This is a genomic window from Rhizobacter sp. Root1221, assembly GCF_001425785.1.
In the GTDB taxonomy this organism is placed as follows: Bacteria; Pseudomonadota; Gammaproteobacteria; order Burkholderiales; family Burkholderiaceae_C; genus Rhizobacter.
Genome location: NZ_LMDI01000075.1, coordinates 125,847 through 144,200, shown reverse-complemented (window position 1 = coordinate 144,200; position 18,354 = coordinate 125,847). Strand labels below are relative to the sequence as shown.

Genomic DNA, 18,354 nt, shown 5'->3' with positions numbered 1-18,354 from the left:
CAACGCATCGGAGAAACAACATGGACTTGGGACTGACAGGCAAGTGGGCACTGGTGTGCGCCGCGAGCAAGGGGTTGGGCAGGGGCTGCGCCGAGGCGCTGGTGAAAGAGGGCGCCAACGTCGTCATCACCGCGCGTGGCGTGGAAGCGCTGGAGGCCACGGCGGCCGAACTGCGCGCGCTGGGCGGCGGTGAAGTGCGTGTCGTGGCGGGTGACATCACCACGCCGGACGGCCGGGCCGCGGCGCTGGCGGCCTGTCCGCACGTGGACATCCTCGTGAACAACGCGGGTGGCCCGCCGCCCGGTGACTTCCGCCAATGGGACCGCGACACCTGGATCAAGGCGCTCGACGCCAACATGCTGACCCCCATCGAACTGATCCGTGCCACCGTGGACGGCATGGCCAGCCGCGGTTATGGCCGCGTGGTCAACATCACGTCGGGCGCGGTGAAGGCACCCATCGGTGTGCTGGGCCTGTCGAACGGCGCCCGCAGCGGCCTGACCGGCTTCGTCGCCGGCCTCGCGCGCAGCCCGCTGGCCGCGCGCAATGTCACCATCAACGGCCTGCTGCCGGGGGCGTTCGACACCGACCGCCTGCGTGTCACGCTGCGTGCGGGCGCCAAGGCGACGGGACAGGACGAGGAAGCCGCGGCCGATGCGCGCCGCCGCACCATCCCTGCCCAGCGTTTCGGCACCCCGGAGGAATTCGGCGCGGTGTGTGCGTTCCTGTGCAGCCAGCATGCGGGTTACTTGACCGGGCAGAACATCTTGCTCGACGGCGGTACCTACCCCGGCACATTTTGAAGGCCCCCCAGTCGCTTCGCTCCTGCCCCCGGGGGGCGACCCCGGGTCGGCCGGCGGAGCCGGTCCTCGCGGGTGGCTTGATGGGCGGCTTCGCTGCGCTTGCCTGAGGGACCTGTTCGTCAGCTTGGCAGCTTGCGCCGTGCGCTCAGGCTGCGTTCGATCACCGCGATCAACTGGGTCTGCGTGAAAGGTTTGGCCAGGTGATCGTCCATGCCGGCGGCGAGGCAGGTCTCGACGTCGCCCGTCATCGCATTGGCGGTCAGGGCCACGATGGGGAGGCGGTGGCCGGTGCCGTGTTCCAGCTCGCGCAGGCGGGCCGTGGCCTCGAAACCGTCCATCACGGGCATCAGGCAGTCCATCAGCACGAGGTCGACGCCGCCTTCGCGCACGGCGTCGATGGCCTCCCGGCCGTCGCCGACCACACGCACCTCGTAACCCGCGATGCGCAGCATCTGCGCGGCCACTTCCTGGTTCACCGCGTGGTCCTCCGCCAGCAGGATGCGGGCACCGGTGGACACTGGCAAGGGCGTGGGGCTGTCGGGGGAGAACGCCGGCGGTGGACCGGCCGGCGGGAGCGGGTAGGCCGACAGGGAGTCCACCAGCTCCACCAGCGCGCGCCGGAGTTCGAGCTTGCGCACGGGTTTGGCCAACCAGCGCGAGATGCCGAGCCGGGCGAGGCCCGTGGCCGGCATGTCGAGCCCGGCTGAACTGAGCATCACGATCTTGAGTTCGTCGAGCCGGCTCGTGGCGCGGATGCGCTCGGTGAGCGCGAGGCCGTTCATCTCGGGCATGTGCACGTCGAGGATGACCAGGTCGTGCACCGTGGGCCTGTGGAGCAGCAGGTCGAGCGCCTGCGCGCCGCTGCTGGCGGTTTCCACGCGGAGGCCCCAGGCGAGCAACTGGTGCCGCAGGATGTCGAGGTTGGTGGAGTTGTCGTCGACGATGAGGGCGTCGCGCCCGTGCAAGGTGGCGGCCTCGCGGTCGGTCAGCACCGTGGTGGTTTCGGGCACGAGCCGCATCGGCAGGGAGAACCAGAAGCGCGAGCCGCTGCCGGGTTCGCTGTCGAGCTGGAGCTTGCCACCCATCATCGCCACCAGTTCGTTCGAAATGGTGAGGCCGAGGCCGGTGCCGCCGTGGCGGCGCGTCCGGGTGCTGTCGCCCTGCGTGAAGGCCTCGAACACGCGGGCCTGGTCGGCGGGCGAGATGCCGGGCCCCGTGTCGGACACCGAAAACTCGACGAGCGCCGCATGCTGTTGGGCGGCGCTGGTGGCCGGCAGCCGGTTCACCGAGATCACCACCTGGCCCCGTTCAGTGAACTTCACCGCGTTGCCCAGCAGGTTCATCAACACCTGGCGCAGGCGGGCGGCGTCCCCGAACGCGCGGACGGGCAGGTCGTGGCCCACCTGGCAGATCACCTCGAGGCCCTTCGCGTGGGCCTGCACGGCGAGCAGCTCGGCCACGTCGTAGGCCACCTCGCACGGGTTGAACGGCATCGAATCGACCTCGAACGTGCCCGATTCGATCTTCGAGAAATCGAGGATGTCGTTGATCACCCCGAGCAGCGCCTGCGCCGAGCGGTGCGCGCTGTCGGCAAAGCGCCGCTGCTGGTCGTTCAACGGGGTGCCGAGCAGCAGTTCGGTCATGCCGAGCACGCCGTTCATGGGCGTGCGGATCTCGTGGCTCATGTTCGCGAGGAACTGCGACTTGGCCAGGCTCGCCGCTTCGGCGGCTTCCTTGGCCGCCTGCAGCTCGGCGGTGAACCGCGCCTTCTCGACCGCGGCGCCTTCCATGTGCTGGCGGATGCGAAAGCCGTACACCAGCATGCCGAGCGTGATCAGCGTGACCATGCCCATGCTGATGAACTCGAACCGGCGGTAGCGGACCACCGCGGCGGTGAGTTCGTCGAACTCGGCCTTCTGCACGGTGCGCGCGGTGACACCCACGCTGCGGATGCGGTCCTGGATCTGCGTGTAGTCGCGGTCGGATTCGGCCATCAACCGGGTGGCCGCCTCGATGTGGCCGGCCTGGAACTGCACCAGGGTCTGCTCGGCGTGTTCCACCATCGAGTGCATGGCCCGGGAGGCCTCCGACAACCCCTGCACCATCAGGTCGCGCTGGCTTTCCACCTCGTGGTTGCCGAACAGATCGATGGCAGCGGTCATGCCGACGGCGAACCGCGCCATGGCGTTACCCAGCCGCTCGCGCTCGTGGTTCACCTGGTGGGACGTGAAGATGTCGTTGGCCGGGGCGTTGACGTCGCCGGCGAGCTTGCGCAGGTCGGCCAGCGCCGCGGAGCGCTGGGCCCACTGGCGGTCGATCTCGATGGACTGCGCGAAGCGGTCGGTGCCGAGCGCCCCGAGGTATTCGCCAGCACCCACCACCAGCAGGATCAGCAGTGCCGCCGCCGCGTAGGCGATTTGCCAGGACTGGAGGTGAAGGCGTCGGCACATGGTGAATTGTGGGTCAGTTCCTGCGGGCGCGGGAGGTGACGACGATGCCCGCGGCGATCAGCGCAAAAGCCACGCCGTGGTACCAGCGCGGCGGTTCCGACAGCAGGGCGGCGGACAGCAGAGCGGCAAACAGCGGGGTCAGGTTGATGAAAAAGGCACCCACCGATGGCCCGACGGCCGCCACCCCGACCCCCCACAGCCAGTAGGCCACGATCGAGGCGCCCAGGGCCACGTAGGCCCAGCCGAACAGCAGCTTGGACGTCCAGTCGATGGGGGCGGGGTCGAAGAAGGCGTGCTCGATGCCGGCGAATGCGGCCGCCCACAACCCGCCGAACACGACCTGGACCAGCAGGAACTCCGCCCAGTTCCACGCCGGACGCGCCTCGCCGAGCATGGCGGCCGGCGGCCGGGCCAGCATCCAGCTGTAACCGGCCCAGAGCGCGGCGGCCAGCAGCATCAGCAGGTCGCCGGGCACCAGGCGCAGTTCGAGCAGGGTGGCCGGGTGGCCGTGCGACAGCACGAACGCGACCCCCACGAGCGACAGCGCCGCCCCCGCGAGCTGCCGGCGCCGGGCCTGTTCGCCGAAAAAGAGGAACCCCACGCCGAGCATCCAGAGCGGCATGCTCGCCGTGATCAGCGTGACGTTGATGGGTGTGGACGTGCGCACGGCCATGTACTGCAGCGCGTTGTAGCTGCCCACACCGAGCCCGCCCAGCACCAGCAGGTACTTCCAGCGCGCCAGGATCTCGCCGGGGCGGGTCAGTGCCCGCCAGCCGAGCGGCAGCAGCAGGAGGAAGGCGAGCGCCCAGCGCATCGCGTTGAGGGTCAGGGGCGGCACGCTCCCCACGAGTGCGCGGCCCACCACGGCGTTGCCGGCCCAGAGCAGGGGCGGCAGGGTGAGCACCAGCGCGACACGAACGGTCAGGCGGTGGGTCATCGGAAGAAGGTCAGGCCGTGCAACGGCAGCGGAGCGCTCGAGGACATGGAGGAAGGGGGTTCCGGATCAGTTCCGCCGCCACCGGGCAGCGCGAGGAGGGCGGTGAAACTCAGGCAGCTGCCGACACCCTCGGTGCTGGCGACGGCGATCTCGCCGCCCATCAGCTTGACGAGCCGGGCCACGATGGCCAGCCCGAGGCCGGTGCCGCCGTAGCGCCGGGTGATGCTGCTGTCGGCCTGCACGAACGGCTCGAACACCCGATCCAGGTGCTCGGGGGACATGCCGATGCCGGTGTCGCGCACGGTGAACCGCAACGGCACGCCGCCCGGCGGGGCGTCGAGCACGGGTTCCACCGTGACCTGCACCGAACCCTGGTTGGTGAACTTGACGGCGTTGCCGGCCAGGTTGATGAGCACCTGGCGCAACCGCACCGCGTCACCCACGAGCGTGGCCGGGATGCTGTCGGCCACCTGCCAGGCCAGCCGCAAGCCCTTTTGCTGCGCGGTGAGCAGCAGCGGCGCCAGCGCCTCCTCGAGGCACTTGCGGACCGCGAAGGGCCGGTGTTCGATGACCATCTGGCCGGCCTCGATCTTGGCGACGTCGAGCAGGTCGTCGATGATGACCATCAGCCCTTTGGCGGACTGGTTGGCCAGCGTGATGTACTGGCGCTGCTTGGCGTTGAGCTCCGTGTGCAGCACGAGTTCGGTGAGGCCCAGCACCCCGTTCATCGGTGTGCGGATCTCGTGGCTCATGTTGGCCAGGAACGCGCTCTTGGCCATGTTGGCGTTGTCGGCCGCCACCCGCGCGCCTTCGAGCGCCTTCTGCGTGGCCTTCAGGTCGGCGATGTCGCGGGCATTGACCTGCATGGCGCGGCGTCCCGTCACCGGATCCACCACCGGCCGCACGTCGACCCCGTGCCATCGCAGGCCCCCGAGCGTCGCCAGTTCGAGTTCTGCGCTGAAGGTCTGGCCCTTGCGCACCTGGGCCATGATGCGTGCGGCCACGGCCGGGTCCGGGAACAAGCCGTCGAAGTCGGACGGCCGCGGCGCGTCGCCGGGGGGGATGGGGCCGAAGGCCTGCACCGCGGCCGGGTTGCGCATCAGGGCCAGGCCGTCGGGCAGCGAATGCAACGCCACGCGCACCGTGGTATGGGCGATGGCCTCGGCGCCGCGGAGTGCGTCGCCATCGAGCTGGGCGCTGACGGGTTCGGACGCGAACAGGATGCCTTGCCGGCCGTCGGGCAGGAGGATGCCGCGTGACACCAACACCGACGTGAACGGCGTGCCGTTCGGGTACAGCGTCCATGAGTCCCGCGTGACTTCACCGCGGGCGTGGGCCTGGGTGCTCAAGTCGAGCCGGGTGCGGACCCCTTCGCTGACGTCGGAGAAATCGCGGGCCTGCAGTTCGGCCACCGAGTCGGCCTGCCAGAACGTGAGCCCGGCGCGGTTGGCCCAGGTCGCTTGCAGGCGCTCGGCGTCGAACACCCAGATGGGCACGTCGAGCCACTCGTAGAACGGCAAGCAACTGAAATCGACCATCGTGGTGGGAAGGGGAGAAACGGTGCTACCCCGATCATGCCCCAACCCGCTACATCGCGTTACGCGCGGTGCACGTTCACCACAGTTTTGTGTGTGGCGCGGCCGGCGTGCCCCCCGGTCATTTCGCCCGGCGCACCCGCAGCAGTTCGTCGACGATCAGCAGGATGGCGCCCAGCGTGATGGCGCTGTCGGCGACGTTGAACGACGGGAACGCCCACCCGGCGTAGTGCACCTGGACGAAGTCGACCACGTAGCCGTGCAGCAGCCGGTCGATGACGTTGCCGAGCGCACCGCCGAGGATCAGCGCGAGGGCCCAGGCGAACACTTTCTGTCCGCCGTGGCGGCTCAGCATCCAGACGATGAAGACCGCGGCGACCGCGCCCAGGCCCACGAAGAACCAGCGCTGCCAGCCCGATGCACCCGCCAGGAACGAAAACGCCGCGCCGGTGTTATGTGCCCGCACGAGGTTGAAGAACGAAGTGATGGTGCGGCTGTCGCCGTACTGGAAGTATTGGAGGACCAGCGTCTTGGTGAGCTGGTCCAGCACGATCACGATCAGGGAGATGCCCAGCCAGGGCAGCAGGCTGGACGAAGGCGAGGACGAAGCGGGGCGGGTGGCGGCCATGCGGTTGGGGTCGGAAGGTGGAAGACGATCAGGCCGCCGAGCGGACTTCGCCGGCGCCGAACAGGTTCGACGTGCAGCGGCCGCACAACGCGGGGTGCGCGGTGTCCTGGCCCACGTCGTCGCGGTAGTGCCAGCAGCGCTCGCACTTCGTGGCGGTGGACGGGGTCACCGTGACTGCGAGGGCCTCGCCGGCCACGGCCAGGGCCGCCGAGGTGATGGTCACGAACTTCAGGTCGTCGCCCAGCGACGCGAGCAGCGCCAGGTCATCCGGCGTGGCGGCGATGGTCACGTTCGCCTGCAGCGACGCACCCACCTGGCCGGCCGAACGCACGGTCTCGATGTCCTTGTTGACCACGTCGCGGATCTCGCGCAGGCGGGTCCACTTGGCGAGCAGCGCCTCGTCGGGCGCGCCGAGGTCGCAGTAGCGCTGCGTGAAGATGGATTCGCCGTTGCCGACGAACTGCCACGCTTCCTCGGCCGTGAAGCTGAGGAACGGCGCCATCCAGCGGAGCATGGCCTGGCTGATGTGCCACAGCGCGGTCTGCGCACTGCGGCGGGCGTGTGAGCCTGGCGCGCTGGTGTACAGGCGGTCCTTCAGGATGTCGAGGTAGAACGCGCCGAGGTCTTCCGAGCAGTACACCTGGAGCTTGGCCACCACCGGGTGGAACTCGTACACCTGGTAGTGCGCGAGGATCTCGGCCTGGAACTGCGACGCGCGGCTGAGCGCATAACGGTCGATCTCCAGCAGCTCGGACAGCGGCACCGCATCCTTCGTGATGTCGAAGTCGCTGGTGTTGGCCAGCAGGAAACGCAGCGTGTTGCGGATGCGGCGATAGGCGTCGACAACGCGGTCCAGGATCTTCTTGTCGCCGGCGATGTCACCCGAGTAGTCGCTCGCGGCAACCCACAGGCGGATGATTTCCGCCCCGAGGTTCTTGCTGACGTCCTGGGGATCGATGCCGTTGCCTAGCGACTTGCTCTGCTTGATGCCTTTGCCGTCCACCGTGAAGCCGTGGGTCAGCAGGCCCTTGTACGGCGCGCGGCCTTCGAGCGCGCAGGCGAGCAGCAGCGACGAGTGGAACCAGCCGCGGTGCTGGTCATGGCCTTCGAGGTACAGGTCGGCCTCGGGGCCGGTCTCGTGGAACTGCGGGGCGTGCGTGCCGCGCAGCACGTGGAAGAACGTGCTGCCGGAGTCGAACCACACCTCGAGGATGTCGGTGCTTTTCGTGTAGCTCGGGGCGTCGGCGGCACCGAGGATCTCCTCGGTGGTCACGCGGCTCCAGGCCTCGATGCCTCCCTTCTCGACGATGTCGGCCGCCTGGTCGAGGATCTCCATCGTGCGCGGGTGCAGCTCGCCCGAATCCTTGTGCAGGAAAAACGGGATGGGCACGCCCCAGCTGCGCTGGCGGCTGATGCACCAATCGGGCCGGTTGGCGATCATGTCGTGCAGGCGGGCCCGGCCGTTCTCGGGGTAGAAGCTCGTCTGTTCGATGGCCTCGAGCGCGGTCTGGCGCAGCGTCTTCGGGGCCTTGTCCTTCGTGAAGACCCCGTCACCCTCGTCCATGCGGATGAACCACTGGGCTGCGGCGCGGTAGATCACCGGCGTCTTGTGGCGCCAGCAATGCGGGTAGCTGTGGGTGATGGTGGTGGTGTGCAGCAGGCGGCCCGCGTCCGACAGGGCCTGCAGGATGACCGGCACGGCCTTCCAGATGTGCTGGCCGCCGAACAGCGGGAAATCGGGCGCGTAGGCGCCGTTGCCCTGCACGGGGTTCAGGATGTCGTCGTACGTGACCCCATGGGCCACGCAGGAGTTGAAGTCGTCCACGCCGTAGGCGGGCGACGAGTGCACAAGGCCCGTGCCGTCGTCGGCCGTGGCGTAGTCGGCCAGGTACACCGGGGACAGGCGGCGGTAGCCGGCGTCCACGTCGTACAGGGGGTGTTCGAACTCGAGGCCATCGAGCTGCCCGCCCTTCGTGGTGGCGAGCACCGTGCCTTCGATGCCGTAGCGGGTCATGCAGGCTTCCACCAGCGAGGCCGCCAGCAGGAGCAGGCCGCGCGGGGTGTCGACGAGTGCGTAGTCGAGTTCCGGGTTCAGGTTGATGGCCTGGTTCGCCGGGATGGTCCACGCGGTGGTGGTCCAGATCACCGCGAAGGCGTCCTTCGCGAGCGATGGCAGCCCGAACGCGGCGGCGAGTTTCGCCGGCTCGTGGGCCTTGAAGGCCACGTCGAGCGTCTGGCTCTTCTTGTCGGCGTACTCGATCTCGAACTCGGCCAGCGACGAGCCGCAGTCGAAACACCAGTACACCGGCTTCAGGCCGCGGTACACGAAACCGCGTTCGATCACGCGCTTGAACGCGCGCAGCTCACCGGCCTCGTTGGCGAAGTCCATCGTCTTGTACGGGTGGTCCCACTCGGCCAGCACCCCGAGGCGCTGGAAGTCGGCCATCTGCTGGGAGATCTGCTCGGTGGCATACGCCCGGCTCCTGGCCTGCATCTCGTCGCGGCTCAGGTTGCGGCCGTGCTTTTTCTCGATGGCGTTTTCGATGGGCAGGCCGTGGCAGTCCCAGCCCGGCACGTAGAGCGCGTCGAACCCGTCGAGCTGGCGGGCCTTCGTGATCATGTCCTTCAGGATCTTGTTCACCGCGTGGCCCATGTGGATCTGGCCGTTGGCGTACGGAGGGCCGTCGTGCAGGATGAACTTCGGTGCGCCGCAGCGGGCGTCGCGCAGGCGCTTGTACCGGCCTTCCTCGTTCCACTGCTGCACCCAGCCCGGTTCGCGCTTGGGCAGGTCGCCGCGCATCGGGAACGGTGTGTCGGGCAGGTTCAGCGTGGCGCGGTAGTCGGTGGTCTTGTCGGTCATGGCGCAGGGGCGCGGCAGGGCGCGCTTCAGGGGGTGGGGCCGGCCAGGGGCGCCGGGGCTCGCGTCAGGGGGGACGGGGCGAGCGCTAAATTCGGTCGCGCGTGGTCTGGCGGCCCATGGCCGCGTGGGGCGCTGCGGACGCAAGGTACGCGCGTGCATCGGCCGCATCCTTCAGGATGGCGGCTTTCAGGGCGTCCAGGCCGTCGTAACGGGCTTCGTCGCGAAGTTTGTGCAGCAGTTCCACACGCACGAGTTTACCGTACCCCCCCTCCTGGGCCAGGCTGGCGGGCCAATCGAGGCAATGCACCTCCAGCAATACCCGGCCGCTGTCCTCGATGGTGGGGCGCACGCCGAGGCTGGCCACCCCGTCCAGCGGTTCGGGTGCGAGCCCGTGCGTGCGCACGGCGAAGATGCCCATCGAGGCCGCCTTGGCATGGTGGAACCGCAGGTTCAGCGTGCGGAAACCGAGGTCGCGGCCGAGCTTGCGGCCGTGCACCACGTGGCCGCTGATGCTGTAGGGGCGCCCCAGCAATGCGGCAGCCTGCTCCAGGTGGCCGGCCGCCAGCGCTTCGCGCACCGCCGAACTGGACACCCGCAGGCCATGCACCTCGTAGCTGTTCATGCGGGCCACGTCGAAGCCCCGTTCGGCGCCGGCGGCGTCCAGCATCGCGTAGTCACCCGTGCGTTTCGCCCCGAAACGGAAGTCGTCACCCACCAGGACGTACTGCGCGCCCAGGCCGGCGACCAGCGTTTCGTCGATGAAGGCGGAGGCGGCCTGGGTGGCCAGCGCCTCGTTGAAGCGCAGCACCACCACCTGGTCGATGCCGCAGCGTTCCAGCTCGCTCAGCTTGTCGCGCAACGTGGCGATGCGCGCCGGGGCGAGCTCCGGCTTGCCGGCCTTGCGGGCGAAGTAGTCGCGCGGGTGGGGCTCGAAAGTCAGCACACACGACGGCAGGCCGCGGTGCTGGGCTTCGGAACGCAGCAGCGCCAGCATGGCCTGGTGGCCGCGATGGACCCCGTCGAAGTTGCCGATGGTCAGGGCGCAGGCGGGGGCGATGCCGGGATGGTGGAAGCCGCGGAAAACTTGCATGGGTCAGATTATTGCCCCACCGCGGGCAATTGGCGGGTGAGGCCCACTGTGCGCCTTTCTTGCTGCGGGTCGCGTTTTCTCTCTGGCGAGGCCGCGCCGGGTCTCGTCCCGGCAGCCGACCTACTTTCTGGCGCGCCAGAAAGTAGGCAAAGAGCGCCCCCCGGAGGAGGCGGTCCCAGTCGGCTTCGCCGCCCGGGACTGCTCTGCGGTGCTCGCGTCTTGGGGGCGAGCCCACAACTCGCCTGCGGCTCAAACAAGTGGGCTCGACCGCCGCTGCGCGGCGGCAACCCCCAAGCCGCTGCGCTCCTCGACGCCTCCTACGGGGGAGTTTCCACTCGGCTCGCTTCGCCTCGTGCTTGAAGGCGCGCACATCGCTTGCGCGATGCGCAGCGAGCGAAATCCGATCATCGTGCGGACGCTCTGCGGGTCGCCATGGCTCGACTCATGTCCTCGATGGACACGGACTTGGCGGGCTCGCTGAACATGCCCTTCAGCTCTTTCACAGACCGATTCACGGCCGCGAACAGAAACTGGCCGGGCTCGATCTGAACGAACTCAACCCGATCCCCCGCGTCAACGGCGAGCGCATTGCGCACCTCCGCGGGGATGGTGATTTGGCCTTTTGACGTGATGGTCGCGGTAGTCATCTGCTGCGCTCCTGATGTTCCCCACTTTAAGGTAAGGAATCATCGGGTGCACACAGTGCGAGTCCCGCTGGCCTGACGGCCCCCAAGGGGGTCGTCAGAAGTACAGCCCTCCGCTGGCGAACATGGGGCGTGGGTTCTCCGGTGTAGGGTGGGGCGGTCAGACGGCGTGGCCATACCCGCCGCCGCCGGGGGTTTCGATGACGAACACGTCGCCAGCAGCCACTTCCACCTGGCCGATGTGGCCGAGCGGTTCGTGGCGGCCGTCGGCGCGTTCGACGCGGTTGATCCCCACCGCACCGGCCTGGCCCCCGGCCATGCCGAAGGCGCCGTGCAGGCGGCCGTTGCTGAGGATCGACGCGGTCATCGGCTGCAAGAAGCGCACCCGGCGCACGCCGCCGTCACCCCCACGCCACCGGCCCTTGCCCCCCGACCCGGCGCGGATCTCGTAGCTGTCGAGCCGCACCGGGTAGCGGAATTCGAGGATCTCCGGGTCCGTCAGCCGGGAGTTGGTCATGTGGGTCTGCACCAGGCTCGTGCCGGCGAACCCCGCGCCAGCGCCTGAACCGCCGGAGATGGTTTCGTAGTACTGGTACGCGTGGTCGCCGAACGTGAAGTTGTTCATCGTGCACTGGCTCGCGGCCATCACGCCGAGGGCGCCGTACAACGCGTTTGTCACGCAGCTCGACGTCTCCACGTTGCCCGCCACCACGGCCGCGGGCGGCCGGGGATTCAGCATGCAGCCCTCCGGCACCACCACCTGGATGGGCTTCAGGCAGCCGGCGTTGAGCGGGATGTCGTCGTCCACCAGCGTGCGGAACACGTACAGCACGGCCGCCATCGTGATGGCCTTGGGCGCGTTGAAGTTGTTGTCGAGCTGGGCGCTGGTGCCGGTGAAGTCGACCGTGGCACGGCGCGACACCTGGTCCACCTCGACACGCACCCGGATCTGCGCGCCGTTGTCCAGCGGCATCGTGTACTCGCCGTCGCTCAGCGCGGTGATGACGCGGCGCACCGATTCCTCGGCGTTGTCCTGCACGTGCCGCATGTAGGCCGCCACCGTGGCACGGCCGAACTGGGCCACCATGGCCTTGAGTTCCTGCACCCCCTTTTCGTTGGCCGCCACCTGCGCGCGCAGGTCGGCGAGGTTCTGCTCGGGGTTGCGCGACGGGTACGGTCCGCTCGCCAGCAGCGCGCGCATGGCATCCTCGCGCAGGCGCCCGCCGGCCACGAGCTGGAAGTTGTCGATCAGCACGCCTTCCTCGACGATGGACGACGAGAACGGGGGCATCGACCCCGGCGTGATGCCGCCGATGTCCGCGTGGTGCCCACGCGAGGCCACGTAGAACGACGGCCGGGTGTCGGCCGTGTCCAGGTACACCGGCGTGACCACCGTGATGTCGGGCAGGTGCGTGCCGCCGTGGTACGGGTCGTTGAGCACGAAGACGTCGCCCGGCTGCATCTGCGGGTTGCCGTCGATGACGGTCTTGATGGACTCGCTCATCGACCCCAGGTGCACCGGCATGTGCGGGGCGTTCGCGATGAGGTTGCCGTCCACGTCGAACAGCGCGCAGGAGAAGTCGAGCCGCTCCTTGATGTTCACCGAGTACGCGGTGTTCTGCAGCCGCAGCCCCATCTGTTCGGCGATGTTCATGAAGAGGTTGTTGAACACCTCCAGCATCACGGGATCGGCCTCGGTGCCCACCGCATGCAGGGCCACCCGCGGCCGCACCCGGTGCAGTTCCACGCCATGGGCCATCACCCGCGCCTGCCAGCCGGGCTCCACCACGGTGGTGGCGTTGCGCTCGGCCAGCACCGCGGGCCCGTCGATCGTGGCGCCCGGCTGCAGCAGTTCCACGGTGTACAGCGAGGCGTCGCGCCAGCCGGCCGGCTGTTCGTCGGCCTGGCAGTACATGCGCACGGCGTCCACCGGCGTGGGCACGTGGGGTTTCCCGGTGGCGGTCGTGGCCGTGCGGGCGGGACGTTCGCCCGCACCGATGGCCTCCACCGACACCACCTCGATGACCAGCGAGCGGTCGGGCATCAGGAACGCGAAGCGCTGGCGGTAGGCGGACTCGAACTGGTCGCGGATGGCCGCGATCGCCTGGCTGGGTGACATCCCCGCCGGCAGGTCGCATGGCAGCGCGGTGTCGGTGCCGTCGTAGCGCACCTGCAGCTTGAAGACGGTGTGCAGGTGGGCGGCGTCGATGCCCTGGCCGCGCAGCGAGGCCTCGGCCTCGTCGCGCAGCTGCGCGGCGGTGCGGGTGGCGGCGTCGAGGCCCGCGGCATCGAGCGGGCGTTCGACGGCGGTCTCGCGCATCGCGGTCTGGTCCGCCAGCCCCATGCCGAACGCCGACAACACGCCGGCGAAGGGGTGCGCATAGACGGTGGTCATGCCGAGCGCGTCGGCCACCAGGCAGGCGTGCTGGCCGCCGGCTCCGCCGAAACACTGGAGTGTGTATTGGGTCACGTCGTAGCCGCGGGCCACCGAGATGCGCTTGATGGCATTGGCCATGCTGGCCACCGCGATCTGCAGCGCGCCGCTGGCCACTTCTTCCGGCGTGGTGGCGCGGCCGGTGGCCTCGCTCATCTCCGTCGCCATCGTGGCGAAGCGCCGTTCCACCGCGTCGCGGTCGAGGGGCTGGTCGGCCTTCGGGCCGAACACCTTCGGAAAATAGCGCGGCTGGATCTTGCCTAGCATCACGTTGGCATCGGTGGTGGCGAGCGGCCCGCCGCGCCGGTAGCTGGCCGGGCCGGGGTTGGCGCCGGCCGACTCGGGGCCCACCCGCAGGCGCGACCCATCGAAGCGGATCACCGACCCGCCACCCGCCGCCACCGTGTGGATGCTCATCATCGGCGCCCGCATGCGCACCCCGGCCACCTGGGTCTCGAACGCGCGCTCGAACTCCCCCGCGTAGTGCGACACATCGGTGGACGTGCCACCCATGTCGAACCCGATCACCTTGTGGTGGCCGGCGTCCACCGCCGTGCGCACCATGCCCACGATGCCGCCGGCCGGCCCGGACAGGATGGCGTCCTTGCCCTGGAAGGACTCGGCCTGTGTCAACCCGCCCGAGCTCTGCATGAAAAAGAGCGGCACGCCGGGCATCTGCGCGGCCACTTGGTCGACGTAGCGGCGCAGGATGGGGCTCAGGTAGGCGTCCACCACGGTGGTGTCACCGCGGGGCACGAGCTTCATCAGCGGGCTCACCTTGTGCGACACCGACACCTGGGTGAAGCCGGTCTCCCGGGCGATGGCCTCGGCGGCCAGCTCGTGGCCGGCATGGCGCCAGCCGTGCATGAACACGATCGCGCACGCGCGGATGCCGTCGTCGAAGGCGGCCTGCAGGGCCGTGCGCAGCGCAGCCGCGTCCAGCGGCTGCACCACGGTGCCGTGGGCATCGATGCGCTCGTGGGCCTCGACCACGCGGTCGTACAGCAGTTCCGGCAGCACGATGTGCCGGTCGAAGAGGCGCGGGCGGGCCTGGGTGGCGATGCGCAACGCGTCGCGAAAGCCCCGCGTGGTGACCAGCACCGTGCGGTCGCCCTTGCGTTCGAGCAGGGCGTTGGTGGCCACCGTGGTCCCCATCTTCACGCATTCCACACGCGCCGGCGTGATCAGCTCGCCCGCGCCGAGCTGCAGCAGCCGGCGGATGCCCTCGACCGCGGCGTCGCGGTACTGCTCGGGGTTCTCCGACAGCATCTTCAGCGTGTGCAGGCCGCCGTCGGGCGCACGCCCCACCACATCGGTGAAGGTGCCGCCGCGGTCGATCCAGAACTGCCAGCGTGCGTCGGGATGGAGGGGGGTCGGATGTGACATGGGAATCCTCAAACGGGAGTGTGATCGGCGTAATAGGGGACGAAGATCTGGTTGGCGTCGGTGCCGGCCGTGCGCACCCAGTCGCGGGAGAACCGTTCGCCCAGGCGGCGCAGCGACGTGGCGAGCACGCTCGACGGAATCTCGATGACCATGCCGCGGGCGCGCAGCTGGTCCACCGACGACCGGGCGGCCTCGGCGCTGGCGGCCCAGCCGCGGGCCTCCGCCCGCGCGGCCACGCGGGTGAGCAGCGCCTGGTGCGCCGCGCCGAGCCCGGCCCAGGTGGCCGCGTTCATGAGCACGAGGTTCTTCGGCGACCAGGCGTTGATCAGGTACAGGTATTTCATGCGGCCCCAGACCTCCTGGTCCACGCCGGTCACCGCCGACGTGATCATTGTGTCGAAGCGGCCCTGCGCCAGCGCCTGCTTCACGTCCACGGTGAGCACGTCCACCGGGGTGGCCCCGAGCAGCCTGGCGATCGCCTCGGTGGTGGGGTTGTAGGTGCGCATGCGCAGGCCCGCGAGGTCCTGCGGCCGTGCGAGGGGCACCGCCGAGTACAGGCACTGCGGCGGCCACGGCACCGCCAGCAGCGCCTTCAGGCCCACGGCTGCGAGTTGCCGCTCGAGGACGGGCCGCTGGCAGTCCCACAGGCGCTTTTCGTCGGCGGGGGTGCGGGTCAGGAAGGGCACGGCATCGGCACCGGCCGCCGTGACTTCCTTCGGCAGGCCGCTGCTCATCATTACCTCGCCGAGGTCGACGCGCTGGTCGCGCACTGCCTGCGCGATGTCAGGCATGCGCACGAGCGTGTTGTTCTCGAACACGGTGAGCTGGAACGCCCCGGCGCTCTCGCGGCCAAGGTCTTCCGCGAACGCCTTCAGGTTCCGGGTCTGGAACGCGTCGGAGGAGTAGCCGGAGGCCATGCGCCAGGTGCGTGCGGCACGGGCCCGCCCGAGGACCAGGCCCAACCCTGCGCCGGCGATCCAGGTTCTACGCTGCATCATGTTGCCTGTTCCTTCGTTGGAAAAGAGGCGTGCACTGTTCCCGCCGATGCCCGCCGTGCGGGTCGGATGGCCGTGGGCGCACGGGGCTTCAGAGTCCGAGGTAAGCCTTCTTGACGTCCTCGTTGTGCAGGAGATCATCGCCGCTGCCCTCCAGCACGATGCGGCCGGTCTGGATGACGTAGCCGTGGTGGGCGATGGACAGGGCCTTGTGGAGGTTCTGTTCCACCAGCAGCACCGACACCCCCGTTTCGTTGACCCGCTGGATCACGTCGAGCACCTTGCTGACGAACTTCGGTGCGATGCCCCACGACGGCTCGTCGAGCATCAGCAGCTTCGGCCGCGCCATCAGCCCGCGGGCGATGGCGAGCATCTGCTGCTCGCCGCCGCTCATGGTGCCGGCCAGCTGGGTGGCACGTTCCTTCAGGATGGGGAACAGCGCGAGCATCTGCTCGATGCCGTCGCTCACCTCCTGGCGGTCGTCGCGCGTGTACGCGCCCAGTTCCAGGTTGCGCAACACGGTCAGGCGCGGGAACAGGCGGCGGCCTTCCGGCACCAGCGACAGGCCCAGCGGCACCCGCTTGTGGGCCGGCAGGCCGTGCACCGGCTGGCCTTGGAAGTGGATCTCGCCGGCATCGACCTCGTTCAACCCGGCCACCGCGCGCAGCGTGGTGGACTTTCCGTTGCCGTTGCCCCCCACGAGCGCGACGATCTGCCCCGGCATCACCCGCAGGCTCACCGTCTGCAGTGCTTGCACGCCGCTGTAGCTGACCGACACGTCCGCCACCCGCAGGATGGGTTCCTTCAACATCGCGTTCATCAGGCGTCTCCCAGGTAGGCGGCGATGACGGCCGGGCTGGCCGACACCTCGGCCGGGGTGCCGTCGGCGATCTTCGCGCCACGGTCCAGCACCACGATCTTGTCGGCGATGGGCATGATCCCCTCCAGCACGTGTTCCACGATCAGGCACGCGATGCCCTGGCTGCGGATCTGCAGCACCACGTCCACCATCTCGCGTACCTCGGACGGGTTGAGGCCGGCCATCACCTCGTCCATCAGCAGCAACCGGGGTTCGGTGGCCAGCGCACGGGCCACGGCGAGGCGGCGCTGCTCGCTGATGGTCAGGCTGCCCGACGGGCGGTCGGCCAGGGGCTCCAGCCGCACGAACCGCAGCCACTTGCGAGCCTGCTCGCGTGCGGCCGGCAGCCGCTTGTGGTGCAGCAGCGCGCCGGTGAGCACGTTTTCCGAGGCGGTCATGCTGGTGAAGGTGCGGGCGATCTGGAACGTGCGGCCGATGCCGGCCCGGGCACAGGCCTCGGGGGTCAGGCCGGAGACGGTCTTGCCATCGAGCGTGATGTGCCCCTCGTTCGGCGAGCAGTAGCCGGCCACGCAGTTGAACGAGGTGGTCTTGCCCGCGCCGTTCGGTCCGATCAGGCCCACGATCTGGGCGGCCTCGACGCTGAAGGACACGTCCTGGTTGGCCACCAGGCCGCCGAACCGCTTGGTCACATGGTGGAGTTCGAGCAGGCTCACAGCACACCTCCCTGGGACGTGGAGCGGGGCAGCACCGGTTTCACCGGATCGGTGGCGGGCGCCGTGGCGGCGGGCCGGGCCAGCCCGCGCCGGCGCACCCGTTCGCGCCACCAGCCCACGAGGCCCGTGGGGTAGAACACGGCGATCGCGATGATCAGTGCGGCGTAGATGATGGTGTCGGTGCCGCGGCCGGTGCCGCCGAAGGCCACCCGGGTGAACTCCTCGATGAGCGTCAGCACCACCGAACCCACCACCGGCCCGAACAGCGTGCCCACGCCACCGAGGATCGAGACCAGGGCCATCTTGATGGACAGCGCGGTGGAGAGCACGGAGCCGGGGTCGATGTACAGCTCCTTCTGCGCGTAGAGGCTGCCCCCCATCGCGGTGAAAAAGGCGCTGATGGACAACGCGATCTGCTTGTAGCGGCTGATGTCGATGCCGATGCTGCGCGCGGCGTCGGGTTCATCCTTGATGGCGCGCAGGTAGTAGCCCACGTGGCTGCGTTCGATCCACCAGGTGGCCCCGAGCGTGGCGGCCAGCAGGCCGAGCGCGAGCCAGTAGTACGGCAGCTTGTCGGGGAAGACCATGGTGGCCCAGCCCTGTTCGGCCATCGGGATGTACAGGCCCACCGCGGTGCCGGCGTACTCCCAGTTCGTGAACACGATCTGCACGAGTTCGGCCACGGCGATGGTGGCCATCGCGAAGTAGTGCCCCTTGAGCCGGAAGCACGACCAGCCGAACGCGAAGCTGGCGGCCGCGGACACGAGCCCGCCGGCCAGCATGCCGAACCACGGATTCACGCCGAACTTGAGCAGCAGCATGGTGGACGTGTACGCACCGAGCCCGTAGAACGCCGCGTGGCCGAGCGACACCTGGCCGGCATAGCCGCCCAGCAGGTTCCACGCGACCCCGAGTTGGGCGGCCATCAGCACCAGGATGGCGAAGTTCAGGTGCGCCGGGTTGCTGACGAACAGCGGCACCACGAGGGCGGCCACGGCCAGCAGCCATGGCGACAGGCGGCGAAGGGAATGGGAAGGGGAATGTGTCATGTCGTGCTCC

General features: G+C 69.2%; 13 protein-coding genes. 1 reads left to right on the top strand and 12 read right to left on the bottom strand.

Annotated elements, in window-relative coordinates:
- Positions 1-20 precede the first annotated feature (20 nt).
- Positions 21-803, top strand: a complete 783-nt coding sequence (locus ASC87_RS29080; protein ID WP_056671435.1) for an SDR family oxidoreductase — start codon at positions 21-23, stop codon at positions 801-803.
- Positions 804-922: 119 nt separating this feature from the next.
- Here the strand turns inward: ASC87_RS29080 and ASC87_RS29075 are convergent, their stop codons facing one another.
- From ASC87_RS29075 to ASC87_RS29020, 12 genes are all read right to left on the bottom strand, one after another.
- Positions 923-3,253 carry a response regulator gene (locus ASC87_RS29075; protein ID WP_056671432.1) on the bottom strand — a complete coding sequence of 777 codons (2,331 nt, stop codon included), beginning with the start codon at positions 3,251-3,253 and terminating at the stop codon, positions 923-925.
- Between the two features lie 13 nt (positions 3,254-3,266).
- A complete protein-coding gene (locus ASC87_RS29070; RefSeq protein WP_056671430.1) occupies positions 3,267-4,190 on the bottom strand; it encodes a DMT family transporter in 924 nt (307 codons plus the stop codon).
- Positions 4,187-5,710: an ATP-binding protein gene (locus ASC87_RS29065; protein WP_235582342.1), complete on the bottom strand. Its 1,524-nt coding sequence runs from the start codon at positions 5,708-5,710 to the stop codon at positions 4,187-4,189. Before ASC87_RS29065 ends, ASC87_RS29070 begins: the two co-directional genes overlap by 4 nt.
- A gap of 136 nt (positions 5,711-5,846) precedes the next feature.
- Complete coding sequence (gene lspA / locus ASC87_RS29060) at positions 5,847-6,353, bottom strand: signal peptidase II (RefSeq protein WP_056671425.1); 507 nt, start codon at positions 6,351-6,353, stop codon at positions 5,847-5,849.
- Positions 6,354-6,381: 28 nt separating this feature from the next.
- Entirely contained in the window at positions 6,382-9,213 is a 2,832-nt protein-coding gene (ileS, locus tag ASC87_RS29055) for an isoleucine--tRNA ligase (protein ID WP_056671423.1), read from the bottom strand.
- 85 nt (positions 9,214-9,298) lie between these two features.
- Positions 9,299-10,303 carry a bifunctional riboflavin kinase/FAD synthetase gene (locus ASC87_RS29050; RefSeq protein ID WP_056671422.1) on the bottom strand — a complete coding sequence of 335 codons (1,005 nt, stop codon included), beginning with the start codon at positions 10,301-10,303 and terminating at the stop codon, positions 9,299-9,301.
- A 404-nt stretch (positions 10,304-10,707) separates the two neighbouring features.
- Positions 10,708-10,950, bottom strand: coding sequence for an AbrB/MazE/SpoVT family DNA-binding domain-containing protein (locus ASC87_RS29045; RefSeq protein ID WP_056671419.1), 243 nt, complete (start codon positions 10,948-10,950; stop codon positions 10,708-10,710).
- Between the two features lie 157 nt (positions 10,951-11,107).
- On the bottom strand, positions 11,108-14,767 hold the full coding sequence (locus tag ASC87_RS29040) for a hydantoinase B/oxoprolinase family protein (RefSeq protein WP_056671417.1): 3,660 nt from the start codon (positions 14,765-14,767) through the stop codon (positions 11,108-11,110).
- A gap of 8 nt (positions 14,768-14,775) precedes the next feature.
- Entirely contained in the window at positions 14,776-15,765 is a 990-nt protein-coding gene (locus ASC87_RS29035; RefSeq protein ID WP_200954577.1) for a TRAP transporter substrate-binding protein, read from the bottom strand.
- A gap of 88 nt (positions 15,766-15,853) precedes the next feature.
- Positions 15,854-16,558: an ABC transporter ATP-binding protein gene (locus tag ASC87_RS29030; RefSeq protein WP_082569054.1), complete on the bottom strand. Its 705-nt coding sequence runs from the start codon at positions 16,556-16,558 to the stop codon at positions 15,854-15,856.
- A gap of 23 nt (positions 16,559-16,581) precedes the next feature.
- A complete protein-coding gene (locus ASC87_RS29025) occupies positions 16,582-17,295 on the bottom strand; it encodes an ABC transporter ATP-binding protein (protein WP_056671412.1) in 714 nt (237 codons plus the stop codon).
- Complete coding sequence (locus tag ASC87_RS29020) at positions 17,292-18,344, bottom strand: branched-chain amino acid ABC transporter permease (RefSeq protein ID WP_082569043.1); 1,053 nt, start codon at positions 18,342-18,344, stop codon at positions 17,292-17,294. The genes ASC87_RS29025 and ASC87_RS29020 overlap by 4 nt, the downstream gene beginning before the upstream one ends.
- Between the last annotated feature and the right edge of the window lie 10 nt (positions 18,345-18,354).

Excerpts from the sequence above, each read along its gene's own strand:
- ASC87_RS29080 (WP_056671435.1), top strand. The coding sequence starts at position 21 with ATGGACTTGGGACTGACAGGCAAGTGGGCACTGGTGTGCGCCGCGAGC.
- ASC87_RS29075 (WP_056671432.1), bottom strand. The coding sequence starts at position 3,253 with ATGTGCCGACGCCTTCACCTCCAGTCCTGGCAAATCGCCTACGCGGCG.
- ASC87_RS29070 (WP_056671430.1), bottom strand. The coding sequence starts at position 4,190 with ATGACCCACCGCCTGACCGTTCGTGTCGCGCTGGTGCTCACCCTGCCG.
- lspA (WP_056671425.1), bottom strand. The coding sequence starts at position 6,353 with ATGGCCGCCACCCGCCCCGCTTCGTCCTCGCCTTCGTCCAGCCTGCTG.
- ileS (WP_056671423.1), bottom strand. The coding sequence starts at position 9,213 with ATGACCGACAAGACCACCGACTACCGCGCCACGCTGAACCTGCCCGAC.
- ASC87_RS29050 (WP_056671422.1), bottom strand. The coding sequence starts at position 10,303 with ATGCAAGTTTTCCGCGGCTTCCACCATCCCGGCATCGCCCCCGCCTGC.
- ASC87_RS29045 (WP_056671419.1), bottom strand. The coding sequence starts at position 10,950 with ATGACTACCGCGACCATCACGTCAAAAGGCCAAATCACCATCCCCGCG.
- ASC87_RS29040 (WP_056671417.1), bottom strand. The coding sequence starts at position 14,767 with ATGTCACATCCGACCCCCCTCCATCCCGACGCACGCTGGCAGTTCTGG.
- ASC87_RS29035 (WP_200954577.1), bottom strand. The coding sequence starts at position 15,765 with ATGATGCAGCGTAGAACCTGGATCGCCGGCGCAGGGTTGGGCCTGGTC.
- ASC87_RS29020 (WP_082569043.1), bottom strand. The coding sequence starts at position 18,344 with ATGACACATTCCCCTTCCCATTCCCTTCGCCGCCTGTCGCCATGGCTG.